This is a genomic window from Pseudomonas sp. PS01297 (genome assembly GCF_029959305.1).
GTDB lineage: Bacteria > Pseudomonadota > Gammaproteobacteria > Pseudomonadales > Pseudomonadaceae > Aquipseudomonas > Aquipseudomonas helleri.
On the sequence record NZ_JASCPQ010000031.1, the window covers coordinates 13,256 to 31,656 of the forward strand.

16 protein-coding genes are annotated in these 18,401 nt (G+C 60.4%); 11 read left to right on the top strand and 5 right to left on the bottom strand.

The features are described 5' to 3' along the window. The first annotated feature begins 173 nt into the window (after nt 1-173). The 6 genes from kdpF to QMX84_RS11585 all read left to right on the top strand — a co-directional run bounded on the left by kdpF (nt 174) and on the right by QMX84_RS11585 (nt 8,075). Complete coding sequence (gene kdpF / locus QMX84_RS11560; protein WP_048368646.1) at nt 174-263, top strand: K(+)-transporting ATPase subunit F; 90 nt, start codon at nt 174-176, stop codon at nt 261-263. A gap of 8 nt (nt 264-271) precedes the next feature. After that, on the top strand, nt 272-1,966 hold the full coding sequence (gene kdpA, locus QMX84_RS11565; protein WP_282363847.1) for a potassium-transporting ATPase subunit KdpA: 1,695 nt from the start codon (nt 272-274) through the stop codon (nt 1,964-1,966). A gap of 10 nt (nt 1,967-1,976) precedes the next feature. Beyond that, entirely contained in the window at nt 1,977-4,049 is a 2,073-nt protein-coding gene (gene kdpB / locus QMX84_RS11570; RefSeq protein ID WP_262126845.1) for a potassium-transporting ATPase subunit KdpB, read from the top strand. Nucleotides 4,050-4,070: 21 nt separating this feature from the next. Further along, a complete protein-coding gene (gene kdpC, locus QMX84_RS11575) occupies nt 4,071-4,619 on the top strand; it encodes a potassium-transporting ATPase subunit KdpC (RefSeq protein WP_262126846.1) in 549 nt (182 codons plus the stop codon). Between the two features lie 66 nt (nt 4,620-4,685). Further along, nucleotides 4,686-7,352 carry a sensor histidine kinase KdpD gene (locus QMX84_RS11580; RefSeq protein WP_282363848.1) on the top strand — a complete coding sequence of 889 codons (2,667 nt, stop codon included), beginning with the start codon at nt 4,686-4,688 and terminating at the stop codon, nt 7,350-7,352. 36 nt (nt 7,353-7,388) lie between these two features. Further along, entirely contained in the window at nt 7,389-8,075 is a 687-nt protein-coding gene (locus QMX84_RS11585; protein WP_262126848.1) for a response regulator, read from the top strand. A gap of 7 nt (nt 8,076-8,082) precedes the next feature. Here the strand turns inward: QMX84_RS11585 and QMX84_RS11590 are convergent, their stop codons facing one another. Then, nucleotides 8,083-9,141: a patatin-like phospholipase family protein gene (locus QMX84_RS11590; RefSeq protein WP_262126849.1), complete on the bottom strand. Its 1,059-nt coding sequence runs from the start codon at nt 9,139-9,141 to the stop codon at nt 8,083-8,085. Nucleotides 9,142-9,306: 165 nt separating this feature from the next. Between QMX84_RS11590 and QMX84_RS11595 the strand changes: the two genes are divergently transcribed. The 3 genes from QMX84_RS11595 to QMX84_RS11605 all read left to right on the top strand — a co-directional run bounded on the left by QMX84_RS11595 (nt 9,307) and on the right by QMX84_RS11605 (nt 11,341). Continuing rightward, nucleotides 9,307-9,585 (top strand): hypothetical protein, encoded by a 279-nt coding sequence (locus tag QMX84_RS11595; protein WP_153334620.1) that lies wholly within the window; start codon nt 9,307-9,309, stop codon nt 9,583-9,585. Between the two features lie 28 nt (nt 9,586-9,613). Continuing rightward, a complete protein-coding gene (locus tag QMX84_RS11600; protein WP_153334618.1) occupies nt 9,614-10,363 on the top strand; it encodes a CHAD domain-containing protein in 750 nt (249 codons plus the stop codon). 180 nt (nt 10,364-10,543) lie between these two features. Then, a complete protein-coding gene (locus QMX84_RS11605) occupies nt 10,544-11,341 on the top strand; it encodes a thioesterase family protein (protein ID WP_123750347.1) in 798 nt (265 codons plus the stop codon). Here the strand turns inward: QMX84_RS11605 and QMX84_RS11610 are convergent. From QMX84_RS11610 to QMX84_RS11620, 3 genes are all read right to left on the bottom strand, one after another. Next, the gene (locus QMX84_RS11610) at nt 11,338-11,604 is read right to left on the bottom strand and encodes a DUF3040 domain-containing protein (RefSeq protein ID WP_123750348.1); all 267 of its coding nucleotides are present in this window, start codon (nt 11,602-11,604) and stop codon (nt 11,338-11,340) included. The genes QMX84_RS11605 and QMX84_RS11610 overlap by 4 nt on opposite strands. 100 nt (nt 11,605-11,704) lie before the next feature. Next, nucleotides 11,705-13,186: a methyl-accepting chemotaxis protein gene (locus tag QMX84_RS11615; RefSeq protein WP_282363849.1), complete on the bottom strand. Its 1,482-nt coding sequence runs from the start codon at nt 13,184-13,186 to the stop codon at nt 11,705-11,707. 165 nt (nt 13,187-13,351) lie between these two features. Beyond that, nucleotides 13,352-14,161: a TatD family hydrolase gene (locus QMX84_RS11620; RefSeq protein WP_282363850.1), complete on the bottom strand. Its 810-nt coding sequence runs from the start codon at nt 14,159-14,161 to the stop codon at nt 13,352-13,354. Nucleotides 14,162-14,398: 237 nt separating this feature from the next. On the opposite strand from QMX84_RS11620, the gene QMX84_RS11625 reads away from it, so the two are divergent. Continuing rightward, nucleotides 14,399-15,817, top strand: coding sequence for a transglycosylase SLT domain-containing protein (locus tag QMX84_RS11625; RefSeq protein WP_123750351.1), 1,419 nt, complete (start codon nt 14,399-14,401; stop codon nt 15,815-15,817). A 100-nt stretch (nt 15,818-15,917) separates the two neighbouring features. Next, a complete protein-coding gene (locus QMX84_RS11630) occupies nt 15,918-16,352 on the top strand; it encodes a DoxX family protein (protein WP_262126855.1) in 435 nt (144 codons plus the stop codon). 79 nt (nt 16,353-16,431) lie between these two features. Here QMX84_RS11630 and QMX84_RS11635 read toward each other — a convergent pair whose 3' ends face one another. Further along, nucleotides 16,432-18,108, bottom strand: coding sequence for an acid phosphatase (locus QMX84_RS11635; protein ID WP_262126856.1), 1,677 nt, complete (start codon nt 18,106-18,108; stop codon nt 16,432-16,434). Between the last annotated feature and the right edge of the window lie 293 nt (nt 18,109-18,401).

Genomic DNA, 18,401 nt, shown 5'->3' on the forward strand with positions numbered 1-18,401 from the left:
AACGCGCCTATCGGCGTAGATAAATCTCCCTGACGTCAGAGTTTATTAAGTGTGGCGTTAAAGGATTTTTACACCTTCTTTACGCCCCCGCATCCCTCTCGATCTCGATCCTTTACGCCCACATTGCACACACTCTTCCTACACGCGGCAGGTGCCGCTTTGGGAGAGTTGTCATGGGCGTTCTGGATGGGGTGTCCCTGCTGCTGGCAGTGGGGCTGTTCGTTTATCTGTTGGTTGCGCTGTTGCGCGCAGATCAGAACTAGGAGCGGATATGCACAGTTATGACTATGCGCTGATTCTGGCCTTCTTCGTTCTGGTGTTACTGCCAGCACCGTGGCTGGGGCGCTTTTATTACAAAGTGATGGAAGGTCAGCGTACCTGGATGACCCCGGTACTGGGGCCCGTCGAAAACGTTTGCTATCGCATTGCCGGGGTTGACCCGAACAGCGAGCAAAGCTGGGTCAAATACATGCTGGCGCTGCTGGCCTTTAACCTCGCGGGCTTTGTCATCTTGTTCGCGATTCTGCTGTTTCAGCAGTACCTGCCACTCAACCCGCAGCATTTACCGGGGCAAGAGTGGACGCTGGCGTTCAACACGGCGGTGAGCTTTGTCACCAACACCAACTGGCAGAGTTATAGCGGCGAAGCGTCGCTCAGCTACCTCAGCCAAATGGTCGGCCTGACCGTGCAAAACTTTGTCAGTGCGGCCACCGGCCTGGCGGTATTGGTTGCGCTGTGTCGCGGTATCAGCCGCCGTTCAAGCAAAACGCTGGGTAACTTCTGGGCGGACATGACCCGCGCCACGCTGTATGGCCTGTTGCCGTTGTGCCTGGTGCTGGCGGTGTTCCTGGTGTGGCAGGGCGTGCCGCAAACCTTTGCGCACTATGTCAACGCTGTGACGATGCAAGGTGTCGACCAAGTGATCCCGCTGGGCCCGGCTGCCAGCCAGATTGCGATCAAGCAACTGGGCACCAATGGCGGTGGTTTCTTCGGTGCCAACTCGGCGCATCCGTTCGAGAACCCGACAGCCTGGAGCAACCTGTTTGAACTGGCGTCGATCATCCTGATCCCGGTGGCGCTGGTGTTCACCTTTGGCCATTACGTCAAAGACTTGCGCCAAAGCCGGGCAATCATGGCCTGCATGCTGGCGTTGTTCCTGATCGGCGGCGGCACCGCGCTGTACGCTGAGTACCAGCCTAACCCGACGCTGAACAGCCCGCTGGTTGAGCACACTGCGCCGCTGGAAGGCAAGGAAGTCCGCTTCGGCACCACCGCCACAGTGCTGTGGGCCGAGACCACTACCGCCGCTTCCAATGGTTCGGTGAACGCTATGCACGACAGCCTCAACCCTGTGAGCGGGATGGTGGCGATGGTCAACATGATGGTCGGCGAAGTGATCTTCGGCGGTGTCGGTGCCGGGCTCTACGGCATGTTGCTCAACGTGCTGATCGCGGTGTTCCTCGCTGGCCTGATGATCGGCCGCACCCCGGAGTACCTCGGTAAAAAGCTGCAAGCCAAAGAAGTGCAATTGCTGGTGGTGACCCTGCTGGTGATGCCGGTGGGTGTGCTGGTGCTGGCCGCTATTGCGGCGGTATTGCCCAGTGCAGTGGCAGCGGTGAGTAACCCCGGCCCACACGGTTTCAGCCAGATTTTGTACGCCTTTACCTCGGCCAGTGCCAACAACGGCTCGGCGTTTGGCGGGCTCAGTGGCAACACGCCGTTTTACAACCTGATGCTGAGCCTGGGCATGTTGCTCGGACGTTTCGGTTACATCCTCCCGGTACTGGCCCTGGCGGGCAGTCTGGCGATGAAGAAAACCGCACCGGTTGGCCAAAACACCTTCCCGACCCACGGCCCGCTGTTTGTGGCACTGCTGACCGTGACCATTTTGCTGGTAGGCGGCCTGACCTTCTTGCCGACGCTGGCACTGGGTCCCATCGCTGAACAACTGACTATGGGCTTCTAAGGAGACGATCATGACTATGCCTGCTCCTGTTTCAAAATTGACGCCTACGCCTGAAACCCAGGCGCCGCAAACCCCTAAAACGGCGTTTGCCGACCTCTGGCGCCCGGCGTTGCTGCAAGCCTTTGTCAAACTCGACCCGCGCCAGCTGAAACGCTCGCCAGTGATGCTGGTGGTTGAGCTGACCGCCATTTTTACCTCGGTGTTGTGCTTTATGCCCGAGGCGTCGGTGCCGACCACGGTGGCCGTGCAAATCGCCATCTGGCTGTGGTTCACCGTGTTGTTTGCCAACTTTGCCGAAGCCCTGGCCGAAGGCCGCGGTAAAGCCCGTGCCGACAGCCTCAAGGCCGGGAGCGAGGGCTTGAGTGCACGCCGCCGGACCACCACGGGCAGCTTTGAAATCGTGCCGGCCACCCGCCTGCGCAAAGGTGATGTGGTGCGCGTTGAGGCCGGGGAGATGATCCCCGGTGACGGCGAGGTGATCGAAGGGATTGCCGCCGTCAACGAGGCCGCGATTACCGGCGAGTCTGCGCCGGTGATTCGTGAGTCGGGCGGGGATCGCTCGGCGGTCACCGGCAACACTCGGTTGGTGTCGGACTGGCTGCTGGTGCGCATCAGCACCAACCCCGGCGAGTCGACCCTGGACCGCATGATTGCCTTGGTTGAAGGCGCCAAGCGGCAGAAAACCCCGAACGAAATCGCCCTGGATATTCTGCTGATCGGTCTGACCCTGATCTTCCTGATCGTGGTGGTGACCCTGCAACCGTTTGCCTTCTATGCCGGTGGCAGCCTGCCGCTGGTGTTTCTGGTGGCACTGTTGGTCACGCTGATCCCGACCACCATTGGTGGCTTGCTGTCCGCCATCGGTATCGCCGGTATGGACCGTCTGGTGCGCCTTAACGTGATCGCCAAATCGGGTCGTGCGGTTGAAGCGGCGGGTGACGTGCATGTACTGATGCTCGACAAGACCGGCACCATCACCTTTGGTAATCGCCGTTGCGCCGCTCTGTATGCCTCACCCGGTGTGACCGCCAAAGAGCTGGCCGAAGGGGCGCTGCGTGCTTCGCTGGCGGACGACACAGCAGAAGGCAAGTCCATCGTCGAATTCATTCGCGGCTTGCACAGCTTCACTGAGCCTGCGGCCGAGGAATTCACAGCGGTGCCGTTTACCGCCGAAACACGCTTGTCGGGTATCGACTACCACGGCCGGGTGTACCGAAAAGGCGCGGTGGATTCGGTGCTGGCGTTTGTTGGTATGAAACGTCACGAAGTGCTGCCTGCGTTGTCCCGTGAAATCGACAAAATCGCACAAAGTGGCGGCACCCCGTTGCTGGTCTGTGGCCAGGGCCGCTTGCTCGGCGCGATCCACCTCAAGGACGTGGTCAAACCCGGTATTCGCGAGCGCTTTGCCGAACTGCGCAAGCTGGGCATTCGGACCGTGATGGTGACCGGCGACAACCCGTTGACCGCCGCCGCAATCGCAGCCGAAGCCGGGGTGGATGATGTGCTGGCCGAGGCCACGCCTGAGAAAAAACTGGCGCGCATTCGCCACGAGCAAAACGACGGCCGCTTGGTAGCGATGTGCGGCGACGGCGCCAACGACGCCCCGGCGCTGGCTCAGGCTGACGTGGGCATGGCGATGAACGACGGCACTCAGGCGGCGCGTGAAGCGGCCAACATGGTTGACCTCGATAGCGACCCGACCAAGCTGCTGGACGTGGTGCAAATCGGTAAGGAACTGCTGGTGACGCGAGGCGCGCTGACGACCTTTTCGATCGCCAACGACGTGGCCAAATACTTCGCGATACTGCCGGCGCTGTTTGCCTCGATCTACCCGCAGTTGGGCGTGCTCAACATCATGCACCTGGCCAGCCCGCAGAGCGCGATTCTTTCGGCCATCGTGTTCAACGCGCTGATCATCGTGGTGTTGATCCCCTTGGCCCTGCGCGGGGTGCGGGTACAGGCGGCCAGCGCTGCACACCTGCTGCGTCGCAATTTGCTGATCTATGGCGTGGGCGGGCTGGTGGTGCCGTTTATCGGCATCAAGCTGATCGACATGCTGCTCACTGCGCTGCACTTGGTTTAAGCGTTTTCGGAGGGATTGATCATGGCAAATTTATTACGTCCGGCCTTGAGCCTGATGCTGTTGATGACCGTCATTACCGGCGTGGCTTACCCGCTGGTCGTGACCGGGATCGCCCAAGTGGCGTTCCCGCAACAAGCCAACGGCAGCCTGGTGCGTGACAGCACTGGGCAGGTCAAGGGCTCAGCATTGATTGCGCAAGACTTTACCGGTGATGACTGGTTCCACCCACGGCCTTCGGCGGGCGCGTTTGCCACGGTGTCGAGCTCGGCGAGCAACCTGGCGCCGAGCAACCCGGCCCTGGCCACACGGGTCAAGGAGAGTGCAGCGCAGCTTGCCATGCCGGACCAGGGCCCGGTGCCGATGGCCATGCTGACCACGTCGGGCAGCGGTCTGGACCCGCACTTGCCACCGGAGGCAATTCGCTATCAACTGGTACGGGTTGCAGCGGCTCGGCACTTGCCGGTACAAACGGTTGAACAGTTGCTTGAACAACACATCGAACAACCGTTGATAGGCCCGCCGGTGGTCAATGTGCTGTTGCTGAACCAGGCGTTGGCGCAGTTGCAGTAAATCTCCTGAAGGAGCGAACTTTAAAAGCTCGCTCCTGCAGTTTCAGGTATTCATCAGGACAAACCCATGAGCCATTCCGGTCGCGCCGATGCGTTGTTAGCTGACTTGCCACGCGCAGGCCGTGGCCGGCTCAAAGTGTTCTTGGGCGCGGCCCCCGGCGTTGGCAAAACGTACGCCATGCTGCAGGCCGCGCACACCCAATTGCGTCAAGGGGTCACGTTGTTGGCCGGGGTGGTCGAAACCCATGGCCGTGCTGAAACCGAAGTGTTGCTCAACGGCTTGCCCCAACTGGCCATGTTGCGCTCGGAGTACCGCGGCGTGCAGCTTGAAGAAATGGACCTCGATGGGCTGCTCGCGGCCAAGCCCAAGCTGGTGCTGGTCGATGAACTGGCGCACAGCAATGCCCCCGGCAGCCGCCATGCCAAGCGCTGGCAAGACGTGCAGGAACTGCTGGCAGCGGGCATCGACGTCTACACCACGGTCAACGTTCAACATCTCGAAAGCCTCAACGACCAGGTGCGCGGTATCACCGGGGTGCAAGTGCGTGAAACGGTGCCCGACTGGATCGTCCAGGAAGCCTATGAGCTGCTGCTGATCGACCTGCCACCCCGTGAGCTGCTGGAGCGGCTGCGCGAAGGCAAAGTCTATGTGCCTGAGCAGGCCCGTGCGGCCATCGATGCGTTTTTCTCCCAGACCAACCTCAATGCCCTGCGCGAACTGGCGATGCAGACCGCCGCCGTGTACGTCGACGATGAGCTGGACAAAGGCTATCGCCAGCAAGGGCAATCGGCCCCGGCGCTGCGTGGGCGGCTGTTGGTGGGCGTGGACGGTGATGTGCATGCCGAGCGTTTGGTCCGCCATGCCAGCCGGGTCGCAGAGCGGCGGCATTTGCCCTGGAGCCTGGTGCATGTGGACAACGGCACGGTGCGTGACGAGCAATCGCGTTTGCGCCTGCAGAGTGCTCAGCAATTGGCCGAGCGCCTGGGCGGCGAAGTGGTGTTGCTGCGAGCGGGCGAGGTGGCCAAAACCTTGATTCAGCACGCCAGCGAGCGTCGGGCCAGTCTGCTGCTGGTGGGCCAGTCGCGGTTGACCTGGCGCCGCCGGATGTTTGGCGGCGGGCTGGCCGCACGCTTGCTGCGCGATGCCCATGGCCTGGAAATCAACGTGCTCGATCACGAGCAATCGCCCGCGCCCGTGGTGACCCGTGGCAAGCACACGCTGGTGTGGTTTGACTATGGTCTGGCGCTGGTGGCCACGGTGCTTGCCAGCGCCTTGGCCTGGGGGGTTTCCAGTGTGCTGGCGCTGCCCAACATCTCTCTGGTGTTCCTTGCGGCGGTGTTGCTGGTGGCGGTGCGCAGCAGCCTTGGGCCAGCGCTGGCCTGTGCGGCGATGTCATTTCTGGCTTATGACTTTCTGTTTATCCCGCCCAATTTCTCGTTCAGCATCCAGCGCGAAGAAGACGTGCTCACGCTGTTGTTCTTTTTGTTGATGGCGGCCCTCACCGGTAACCTGGCCGCGCGCCAGCGTCGACAACTACAGGCCTTGCGCGACACCCAGGAAGAAACCACGCAGTTGCTCGACTTGTCGCGCAAGCTCACCGCCGCCACGGATCGCCAGGCGGTCATCAATGCCGCCGCCCAGCATTTGAGTGGCTGGAAAGAACTTAACATGTGCCTGCTCAAGCGCGATGACAACGGCGACTGGACCATCGAAACCGGTGGCCCTTTGCATTTCAACGAAGCCGAGCGCGCCGCTGCGGACTGGGCCTGGGCGCACCTTCAACCGGCAGGCAAAGGCACGGGCACGTTGCCCATGGGCAATTGGTGGTGGTGGCCGATCAGCGCTGAAGAAGGGCCGCTGGCCTTGCTGGGCGTCAGCCCCAAAGACGGGCAAACCCTCAGTGGCCAACGTCGGCGCCTGTTGATGGCCTTGAGTCAACCGCTGGCCCAGGCGCTGGCCCGTGCGCGGTTGGCGCAAGACCTGGAAGCGGCGCGCCTGCATGGCGAAACCGAGCAACTGCGCAGCGCCTTGCTGGCGTCGGTGTCCCATGACTTGCGCACCCCGCTGACCACCATGCGCGGCAGCATCGACACGCTGCTGGCGCTAGGCGAGGCTATCGCGCTGGAAGATCGACGTGAGTTGCTCGAAGGCACCCGCGATGAGGCTGAGCGTCTGGATCGCTACATCCAGAACCTGCTGGACATGACCCGCCTGGGCCACGGTGCCTTGAAACTGGCCCGTGACTGGGTGTCACCCGCCGACATCGTGGGCAGTGCCTTGAACCGGCTGCGCGCTGTACTGGCGCCGTTGCAGGTGCAAGTGGAGGTGCCGCCGCAACTGCCGCTGTTGCATGTGCATGCGGCGTTGATCGAACAGGCCTTGGTCAATGTGCTGGAGAACGCTGCACGCTTTTCTCCGCCCCATGGGCAGCTGCGCCTGAGCGCCGGGGCGCAAGACGCTGAGCTGTGGTTTGCGGTGAGTGATCAAGGGCCGGGCATTCCCGAAGAGGACCGCGCCAAGATTTTTGACATGTTTTATACCGCTGCCCGTGGTGACCGAGGCGGGCAGGGCACCGGGCTTGGCCTGGCCATCTGCCTGGGCATGGTCGGCGCCCATGGCGGGCGCATCACTGTGGCTGAAGGCATCGACGGGCAAGGCACCTGTATCACCCTGTATTTGCCGCTGCGCGATCAACCGGCCATGGATCAGGAAGAGGCGGAGCGTGAAGACTGATACTCTTTGGCCCTACTTTTGTTGCGATGAATTGCCATGAGCCAGCCTGCGACGATTTTGGTCATTGATGACGAACCTCAGATCCGCAAGTTTTTGCGCATCAGCCTGGTGTCCCAGGGCTACACCGTGCTTGAGGCGGCGACCGGAGCCGAAGGCTTGAGCCAGGCGGCGTTGAACAAACCGGACGTCATGGTGCTCGACCTCGGCTTGCCGGACATGGACGGCCAGCAGGTGTTATGCGAGTTTCGCGAGTGGTCGACGGCGCCGGTGCTGGTGTTGTCAGTGCGCGCCAGCGAAGCGCAAAAAGTCCAGGCGCTGGACGGTGGCGCCAATGACTACGTGACCAAGCCGTTTGGCATTCAGGAGTTTTTGGCGCGCATCCGCGCCTTGTTGCGTCAGGCTCCCAGCGGAGAAACCCGGCAAGCGGCAGTTGAACTGGGCCCCTTGATCATTGATCTGGCGTTTCGCCGGGTGCTGCTCGACGGCGTAGAAGTGGGCCTGACCCGCAAGGAATACGCGGTGCTGGCGCAACTGGCGAGCCATCCGGGGCGGGTAATTACCCAGCAGCAATTGCTCAAGGACATCTGGGGCCCGAGCCATGTCGAGAACAGCCATTATCTGCGGATCGTGATCGGGCATTTACGGCAAAAACTGGCCGATGATCCGACCTCGCCGCGTTTTATCGCCACCGAGGCCGGTGTGGGCTACCGGCTGTTGAGCTGACGCCGCGTCAGGGTTGCGAGCGCTGGTCAGCTTCATAGCGGTCCAGCGTGTCTTTGGCAATTTCCCGGCCTAGGGCGATCAGTTCGGCGGCCTTGTAAAACTCAAAGAAGCGGCACACCCGTTTTGGCACGTTGATCAAAATATCCGGCGGGTATCCGGCGATTTTGTACTGCGCCAAAGAGGTCTGCATCACCTCGAAGCTCTGGTTGATCAGATCCAGCAGCGACGCCGGGCCGACGTTGTCGATGATGACTGAACCCGTGGCGGACTTTGGCGCGCCTTGCGTGTTGGCCCCAAGGGTGGGCGCAGGCTTGGGGGTCGCTGAGTCGATCCAGGGATTAAAGGGCACTTCGGCTTCTGGTTCGGTGGCAGGCTTGAGCATCTCCTGTTCAAGGTCGAGCAGGTGCTCTGCCTGGCGGGTGCGAAACGGAATGTGCGAGCCCAGCGAATTCATCAGGTTGTTAAACCGGCCTTTAAAGGCCGCCGGACGCGGGATCACCGGGAGCTGGTAATGGTTTTGCGTGGTGGAGTTGAGGTTGACGGCGACAATCAGGTCGCAGTGGCTGGACACCACCGGGACGATGGGCAGCGGGTTCAGCAAACCGCCATCGACCAGCATGCGATTGCCCTGCATCACCGGGGTAAACAGGCTGGGGATGGCCGCCGAGGCGCGCATGGCCTGGTGCAGGCAGCCTTCTTGAAACCAGATTTCCTGCTGGTGGGTCAGGTCGGTGGCGACGGCGGTATAAGGGATGCGCAGGTCTTCAATATTGATCTCGCCGACAATGTTGCGAATTTGCCCGAAGACTCTCTCGCCACGAATGGCCCCGAGGCGGAAACTCACGTCCACCAGACGCAGTACATCCAGATAATCCAGGCTTTGAATCCAGTCGCGGTACTGGTCAAGCTTGCCGGCGGCATAAATCCCGCCCACCACGGCGCCCATCGAACAACCTGCAATGCAGGCAATCTCGTAACCCCGGCTTTCAAGCTCTTCAATGACCCCGATGTGGGCATAGCCCCGCGCGCCTCCGGAGCCCAATACCAGTGCAATACGTTTCTTCATGAGCCGGTCCTTTGCACGACAAGTGCTTACAATGCCTTTTTGTGTGAGTCAGTGACAGCTCAAAGCGGTTTGGCGAGCTAGTCTTGCTCCACGACGTTTTGCGTTACGGCACTTTTAGGCCGGTTGCCCGTCTTAGCACTGAACAATTATTTGAGGATTTGCCCCATGAAAGCTTGGATCTGTGTGCCATTAATGGCGATTGCTTTGGTCGGTTGCGCGGGCAAGAAGGTTTATCGTGACAGTTGCGGCACGCAGCTGGACGCGGCCTGGCACGAACTGGACCTGGCCAAGGCCGAAGGCTTTGCCGGTACGGTCAGCTATTCCAAAGCCCTGTCTTTGCTGACGGCGGCGAAAACTCAGCAACAATTCGAGGCCTTTGAAGGCTGCACGACCAAGGCCGAGAAGGCGCGCTTCTATATCCAGGAGTCCCGCGCCGGGCGTTGAGGCGCCAACCTGACGAGGGAGAGTAAGGATGTCTGATTTGGTTAATCGGATCGTAGCTAACTGCTTGCGCCTGGAGGTCAAGTTGTTGGCCTGCCAGGCGCGTTTAGAGGCCCAAACCGATCCTGAAGCACTGCATGACCTGCGCACCACGGTCCGTCGTTTGCGCAGCCTGTTACGTCCGCTGCGGGGGTTGCCGGGCGTGGTCCAGCTTGAAATGTCGGCCTCGCAGGTCGGCGTTTTGACAACCCCGCTGCGTGACCTTGAAGTGTTGGCGGCGCACCTGGAGCAACAGGGCCACCCGACCTTGGCCAAGCGCCGGTTAACCCAATTGGCCGGCAGCTACCCGCGGGTGGCGGCCAGTACTGAGCTGTCGCAATTGCTGATGATCCTCGAGGCGTTCCCACGCTTTTTGCGCGCCAGCGAGCGCGAGCGCTTGTTGCGCGGGTTGCGCCAACGCATTGAGGCGATTTTGGCCAAGCAATGGCAGGCGCTGCACAAAGCCCTGAAAGACCCGGCCCACGACCGGCATAAGGTCCGATTGTTGATCAAGCGTGTGCGTTATGGCGCCGAGGCCTATCCCGAGCTGGACCGCGTGCCCAAGGCCGTGATGAAACACCTGAAAGACGCGCAAAAGGCCTTGGGTGAATGGCATGACGCCTGGCAGTGGCTCGCTCAGGCAGAGCAACAGCCCGATCTGCAACCGTGCGTTGAGCAATGGCGCGCCACCTTGGCCCGAGGCGAGAAACGCGCGGACCGGGTGTTGGCCAAATTGCGCTAAGCACCTCTGTAGGAGCGAGCTTGCCTCGCGATCTTTTGATCTTTAAAAGATCGCAGCCTTCGTGCCTCGGCAGCTCCTACGGATTTGTGTTTTTCACTGCTTCATTTGGCGCATATAGGCGCTGTGCCGAGGCGGGCGGGTCAGTAGTATCACGGCCTATTGTTCAGCGTTGAGGTGTGTATGCAGTTTTCTGAATTGGTCGACGCTGTACGTAAAAACCCCCTGGATGTGACCATCACTGAAGATTGGGGGCAGGGGCGGGCCAGTTTTGGTGGGCTGATGGTGGCGTTGCAGTACGAAGCCATGCGCGCTCAAGTGTCCAGCGAGCGTGCGTTGCGCTCATTGGCGGTGACGTTTGTCGGGCCCGCCGAGCCGGGTGTGCCGGTGAGTTTTGAAGTCGAGGTGCTCCGCGAAGGCAAGGCGGTGAGCCAGGTGCTGGGCCGGGCCGTGCAAAACGGCCAGGTGGTGACTCTGGTGCAAGGCAGCTTTGGTGGCGCCCGCGAGTCTGCGGTGAAGGTGGACAGCTTGCCTGCCCCTGACATGAAAGCCCCAGAGCAATGCCCGCTATTGCCCTACATCAAAGGGGTGACTCCGGAATTCATGCGGCACTTGTCGATGGCGTTTGCCGTGGGCGCCATTCCGTTTACCGGGCGGGGCACACGTGAAATGGGCGGTTGGGTGCGTTTTGCTGGTGAGGTGGCAAAGCAACCGCTCACAGAAACCCACTTGCTGGCGTTGATCGACACCTGGCCGCCGGCGTTGTTGCCGTTGCTCAACAAACCCACGGCGGGCAGCACGCTGACCTGGACGGTGGAGTTTGTGCAGCCGCTGCCCGCCGCCAACACCCTGGACTGGTGCAAATACCTGGCGGTGATCGAACATGCCCGTGACGGCTACGGCCATGTGGCAGCCAATCTGTGGGCGCCCAATGGCGAACTGATTGCAATCAGTCGCCAGACCGTCGCCATCTTCGGTTAAAACGTTTTGCTGCGCTGTGCTTGCTGAGCCTTGGCATCCAGCTGGCGGCTCTGGCGCTGAATGGCCATGCCCGCAAACAGCGCCACCAGGCCAATCACCGCGCTTGAGGCGTTGTTGCTGAACACGCCGGTAGCCAATAGCAGGAACGCCAACACCATCATCGCCACAGCCAGCAGGCTCAGCGCCTGATGGCTGGCACTGTGGGTGCCTTGTGGGTTAGAGCGCCATTGCCAGGCGGGTAGATCAGGATGACGTTTGCCCATGATTTCTCTCCTTGGTTCAAGGGTTCAGTCTTGTCTGAACCGGATGAGCCAAGAATAGGGGCGAGCTCGGTGAACGGCGAATCAACTCTGGCTATAGGCCTTATAGCTTTAACTGACCAATGGCCCGGTTCAGCTCTCCGGCCAGGGTCGCCAACTGATTGCTGGTGGTTGCCGAATCGACGGTTTGTTGCACGGTGTCTTCAGTGACATCACGGATACTGACCACGGCGCGGTTCATTTCTTCGGCCACCTGGCTTTGCTGCTCGGCCGCGACCGCGATTTGCGTATTGCTTTCGCGCATTTGCGCCACCGCGTGGGTGATCTCGGCCAAGGCTGCGCCTGCTTCCTGAGCCTGTTGCACGCAATCATCGGCCTTGAACGAGCTCTCTTGCATAAAGTCCACGGCATCCCGGGTGCCGGCCTGCAAGGCTGAAACCATCGTGGTGATTTCGTCAGTGGAGGTTTGCACGCGCTTGGCCAAGTGCCGCACTTCGTCGGCCACCACGGCAAAGCCACGGCCCATGTCGCCCGCACGGGCGGCCTCGATGGCGGCGTTGAGCGCCAGCAGGTTGGTTTGTTCAGCGATGCTGTGGATCACACTGACCACGCTATTGATCTGCTGGCTGTCCTGGGCCAGTTGCTGAATCATCTCGGCGGTTTTTTGCACGCCATCGGACAGGTTGGCAATGGAGGTTTGCACGCGGCTGACCACTTGCTGCCCGCTGCCGGCCAGGTCGTCGGCGGTTTGCGACAAATCACGGGTGGCACCTGCGTGCTGAGCGATGTGATGGACTGTGGCAGTCATCTCATTGATGGCCGTGGCGGCCTGGTCCGTCTCGCTTTGCTGGCCGAGCATGCCGTGTTGCACTTCGTTCATGCTGCTGGCCAGGCGCGCGGCCCCGGCATCCAGTTGCGCGGCGGTGTCTGCCACGGTGTTGACCACCCGCTGATAACCGGCCTGCATGGCATTGAAGGCGCTGGCCATCTGGCCGACCTCATCGTTGCAGGCCAACGGCACACGGGCCGACAAATCGCCGGTTTTTTCGACATGCAGCATCACATCCTTGAGGGTGTTGAGCTGGCTGAGCAGAAAACGAATCAACAATTGAGAAGCGCAGAGCATGGCCAGCATCAGCACCAGGACGGCCGCTGCATAATTGGGCAAACGCTCGACGAACACTTGCGCCAGGCTGGGCGCATAGGCCAGCACGGCGACCTTCTGACCATTCTCGCGGCTGACCACCTCTGCCCCGGACAGCGGGTTTTGCCCGAACAAAGGCATGTGATTGAGCGATACCCAGCCGTTGGCGTCGCTTAATTGCGGCAACGCCTGACCGTTGACGGTCGGCACGGTATTGGGCACCAGTAGCAGCAGGTCTTGGGCTTCGGGCAGTGGCTGATTGGCCGGCCACACGCTGAGCAGGTGCGCCTGAGCCTTGGCATTGGCGTGGGCGGCGTTGCTGCGTGATTGCTGTTCGAGTTGAACGGCGTACAGCACCAGCAGCAACGTGGTGACGAAGGCCACCGCATTCACAGCCCAGAATTTGTATTTAAGCGAGATGTTGCTAAGCCAGGCACCCATGGAAGGTCTTCTCTGATGTGGCGAACACAATATTGGCAAGGTGCCATCATTGTGCCGCTACTTTATGAAGACAATGTTGATATGGGTCAAGCTGTCCGATACAAGGAGGACCCGGCTTGGGAAGATCAAAAGATCGCGAGGCAAGCTCGCTCCTACAGATTTGGGTTATGCGTCCGGCGCCGGCAACCTGAAGAATGCCCGGGCGCAGGCGGTGGTGTGGGCGGCCAGGTCGTCTTCGGATTCGGCGCGGTGCACGGCCACTTCGCGCAGCACTTCGGGCAGATAAGCCGGCTCGTTACGGCCACTTTTGGGCTTGGGGCGCAAGGTGCGCGGAAGCAGGTACGGCGCATCGCTCTCAAGCATTAAGCGACCGCGCGGGATGTCGCGGACCAGCGGGTGCAGGTGGGTGCCGCGGCGCTCGTCACAAATCCAGCCGGTAATGCCGATGTGCAGGTCCAGGTCGAGGTAGCTGAACAATGCCCGCTGCTCGCCGGTAAAACAGTGCACAACCGCTGCCGGCAGGTGGTCGCGGTAATTGCGCAGGATTTCCAGCAGACGCTGGTTGGCGTCGCGCTCGTGCAGGAAGACGGGCAATTGCAGCTCCACGGCCAGCGCCAAGTGCTCTTCAAGCACTTTCTCTTGTTGTGCACGCGGCGAGAAGTCGCGGTTGAAGTCCAGCCCGCATTCGCCCACGGCTCGCACGTTCGGCTCTTTGAGCAACGCGCGCAGGCGCTGGGCGCTGTCGCCGTTCCAGTCGCTGGCCGAATGCGGGTGAATGCCCGCCGTGGCGAACAGCCGTTGGCCGTTTTCGTCCAGTTCACGGCACAGTTGCAAGGCCTGTTCGCTGCCTTCAACGCTGGTGCCGGTGAGGACCAGTTGGGCGACGCCAGCAGCGTACGCACGGTCCAGTACGGCTTGGTGCTTGCCGTCGAAACTGGAGTTGGTCAGGTTGACGCCGATATCGATGAGTTGCATGGTTCTACCTCAGGCCACAGGCCGTGAAGCATATCAGAGCTGTAGTTTTATAAGAAAAACCAAGAACTACAGACGGTTATGGTTGTCTTTGAATGCCGCAACAACGCAATGCCTTTTTCATTTCAGGGTGCATTGGCTGTATTGCGCTCTGTTTCCAGCGCTGAAATTCCCCCAATGGGGTGACCGATTGTCGGGTAATCCGATGCGGCGCGGGACTGTATTCTTTCCGGAGAACGGATGACGAGACCTACGTTATTGATTGCGCTGTGCCTGTTGCTGTTGCCGCTCCCGGCAATGGCGCGATTGGCTGGGCCTCTGCAAGTCGGGCAGCCAAGCCAGGTCCGCGATCTGGCGCAGATTCGCAGCAGTCAGGTGTTGCGTGTGCTAGTGAATCAAAGCCGCAACAGCTCCGGCGAAGTGCAGGGCCAGGACATCGGTGTTGAATACCATCGCCTGCGCGCTTTCGAGCAATACCTGAATGCCAGCGCCCGCGACGGGCACGAAATCACCCTCAAGATCATTCCCAAGGCCAAGGATCAGTTACTCGGTGCGCTCATGCGTGGCGAAGGCGACTTGATGGCGCCGGGTGAGTTGCTGGACGTCAAGCCCAGCCATGCGGTGAGCCCGAGTGATCCTGTGGTCGATCGGGTGCCGTTGTTGCTGGTCGGGAAGAAGGGCGAGCGGCGTTTTACCCGGTTTGAACAACTGTCCGGGCGCACAGTGGCATTGACCACCGGCAGCGCGGCCGGTGAGTCCATCAGCCTGATCAATCAAAAGCTCGCGCTGCGCAAATTGCCCCCGGTGAAGGTGGAGTGGGTCGACCCGAGCCTTGCAGTGGAAGATGTACTGGAGATGGTCCAGGCCGGGATCTTTCATCTGACCATTGTCGAAAAGCCGATTGCCGAGCGTTGGGCCACGCTGATGCCCAAGCTGCGTTTTGACCGCCAGGTGTTGATTAGCGAGCCGGCCGCGATGCGCTGGTTTGTACGCCGCGATGCGGCCATGTTGCACGCCAGTGTCGACAAGTTCCTGGCCAGTTATAAAGCCCCGTCCAATCAGGATCTGGCGTTTGAGAAGGTTTACCGAGGCTTGTACCGGGTGCATTACCCGTTGGCCAAAACGGACCGGCAAAAACTTGAAAAACTGCGCCCGGTGCTGCAAAAACATGCACGGCAACAGGGTATGGACTGGCTGAACCTGGCCGCGCTGGCCTTCAAGGAATCTGCCCTGGACCCCGGAGCACGAGGCTCGGGTGGCGCGACGGGGCTGCTACAAATTACCCCTTCGGCGGCACAGCGGGTCGGGGTCAATGACATCAAGAATGTCGATAACAATGTGCAGGCCGGTGCCAAGTACTTATCGATGATCCGCCGTAAATTTTTTTCCAGCCCTAAACTCAATGAACGTGAGCGCATGGCCTTTGTGCTGGCGGCTTACAACATGGGCCCTGAGCGGGTGCAGGCCATGCGGGCGGAGGCCAAGCGCCGGGGTTTGAACCCCAATCAATGGTTTTTTCAGGTAGAGCGTATTGCCATGGAGCAGATGGGCATGAGCGCCGTCAGCTATGTTAATAGCGTGAATAAATACTATTTGGCATTCGACCGCGAGCGCGACTCTTTGGAGCCGGCAGCAGGGCGGGTTGCTTCTCGCAAGTAATCGAATAATTCGATTGTAATTCGGGGTTTATTCGACTTTTAACATGATAAAAACTGATTAATATGGCGTCCATTCCCCACCTGATTTGAAGGAACGCACCATGAGCAAATTGATCCAGACTGTTCTCGCCACCCGTGCTGGCTACGGCTTAACCGTGCTGAGGGTGTTTGTCGGCATCATCTTCGCGGCCCATGGCTCGCAAAAGCTTTTTGGCTGGTTTGGTGGGGGCGGCCTGGCGGGCACCGCACAATGGATGGAAAGCATCGGTCTGGCACCGGGCACCTTGATGGCACTGTTGTCGGGCGGGACTGAGTTCTTTGGCGGGCTGGCCTTGATTATCGGTTTGCTGGCACGCCCGGCGGCCTTGGGCTTGTCGTTCACTTTGTTGGTGGCCATTTTCTCGGTGCACATCCACAACGGGCTGTTTATGGCCAACAACGGCTATGAGTTTGCCCTGGCCTTGCTCGGCGGCACGCTGGCGGTGTTGCTTGAAGGTGCTGGCAAACTCTCGGCTGATCGGGCCATCGCTGGCTAATCGCGAGCTTTTCGCTGGCCATAAAAAATCCGCAGCCCGGTACAAGGGCTGCGGATTTTTTGTGTGTGGCGGGTCAGCTTCAGAACATCAGCGCGTTGGTCATATCGCCCATGGGCGTTTGGCCGCGGGCTTTCATGGCATCGTCACGGTGTTTAAGGCCGTCGAGGGTTTCCAGTTGGTGCACGCGGGTGATCAAGCGCAGGACCGACGCCGTGTCATAGACCGTGTGGTCGACCGTGCCTTTGCGCGCAAACGGTGACACCACCAACGCCGGGATGCGTGTGCCCGGGCCCCAGCGATCGCCCTTGGGCGGCGCAATGTGGTCCCACCAGCCGCCGTTTTCGTCCACGGTCAGCACGATGACCATGTTTTCCCATTGCGGGCTGTTGCGCAGCACTTTGAGTACGCGGTCCAGGTGCCGGTCTCCCGCCGCCACGTCGGCATAACCGGCGTGCAGGTTGAGGTTACCCTGAGGTTTGTAGAACGACACGGCTGGCAGCTTGCCGGCTTCGGCATCGGCGAGGAAGCGGTTGCTGCTGCTTTCGTCGCCCAGGCCGCCATCACGCAGGCGTTTGCTGCGCTCAGCCGGGTGTTCCGGGCCTTGACGGGTGAAGTAGTTGAACGGCTGATGGTGGTACTGGAAGTTCGGGATCTTGGGGATACCGCCGGAGTCTTTGTACTCGTCGAGCGTGGCTTGCCAGGCACCGGCGTACCAGGCCCAGTCGATGTTCTTTTTGCTCAGTTTGTCGCCAATGTGTTCATGGTTTTGCGGCACCAACACGCTGGGCAGGTCGGGCTTGGAGTAGTCCGGGCGCTCGGGGTCACGTATCCAGGTCGGCCAGTAGGGCGGGGCCATGGTGTTGACCGCGTAGCCGTCAGGCGTAATCGCGCTGGGGCCAAACTGCGGGGCGCCGGTCATGGCGCTTTCTGGGGATTTATCCAGCGGCTTGAGACGCGTGCCTTTGGGGTCGTCGCCTTGCAGGGTCGCGATCTGACTCTTGGCCACAGAGTTGGCGGCGTCCGGGTAAACCGGCACGGCGGCACTGATCAAGTACTGGTGGTTGAGGAACGAGCCGCCAAAAGCGCCCTGGAAGAAGTTGTCACATAGTACGAATTCACGGGCGACATCCCACAAGCGCAGGGAATATTGCGACTGCGCGTAGTGGCCCATGGGCAAACCACCGGAGTCGCCCCAGGCCACAAACTGGTCATTTTTGCCGTCGTTGATTTGCATTTGGTTTTGATAAAACACGTGCCACAGGTCACGGGTCACCAGGCTCAACGGCAGGTCTTCCTGATTCGGGCCTTTGAGAGCGAAAGGTGCGTTGGGCAGATTTTCCTGGAACTGCACGCCTTGTGGATACGTGACACCGTCAACCGTTTGCGGGCCTACCTGCAAGACGCCGCCCCAGGCCGGTGGCAGGGTGTTGAGCAGGCTGCCATCGCGGTCGCGCTGCTGATAGTCCGCAGGCTTGAGCGCCGACAAGGGTTTTTCGACGCCGGGGAAGTTGGCGAACAAGTTGTTGAAACTGCGGTTCTCGGCGTAAATCACCACGATGGTTTTCACCTGTTCGTGGAGTTTTTTGTCCAGCTCGGTAGGGGTCAGCGGTTCAGCCGCGACGGGGGTGTCATGCGGGGTGTTTGCGTACACGTTTAAGGTCGCCGCACCGACACCGAGCGCGGCTGCTCCGGCGAGGAAGCGACGGCGGCTGGCATCGGCAGGGAGTTGGGTGTCCTTGTCTTTTTCGTCGCTCATTACGGAGTCCTGTTAACTGTTACAAAACATTTTCGGCGGCAGCGTAACAAGGGATTATGACGGCGGGGTTTCAAATGATCGAATTCAACTTGGCGCAGACGCATTCTTCATCTAAGCGTGCATTAATTCATGGGGGCATCTGGTACGGGGTTTTCGCAGCATATGATTCTTGACAGTTGTAACCGGCTTTATCTAGGATGTTTCTTGCGCCGATTTAAACAGCTACTTGCGGGGCGCCAGGGTGTCAAAAGACGCTCGAAATACCGCTAAAGCGCTGGTTCGGTGTTGCCTCT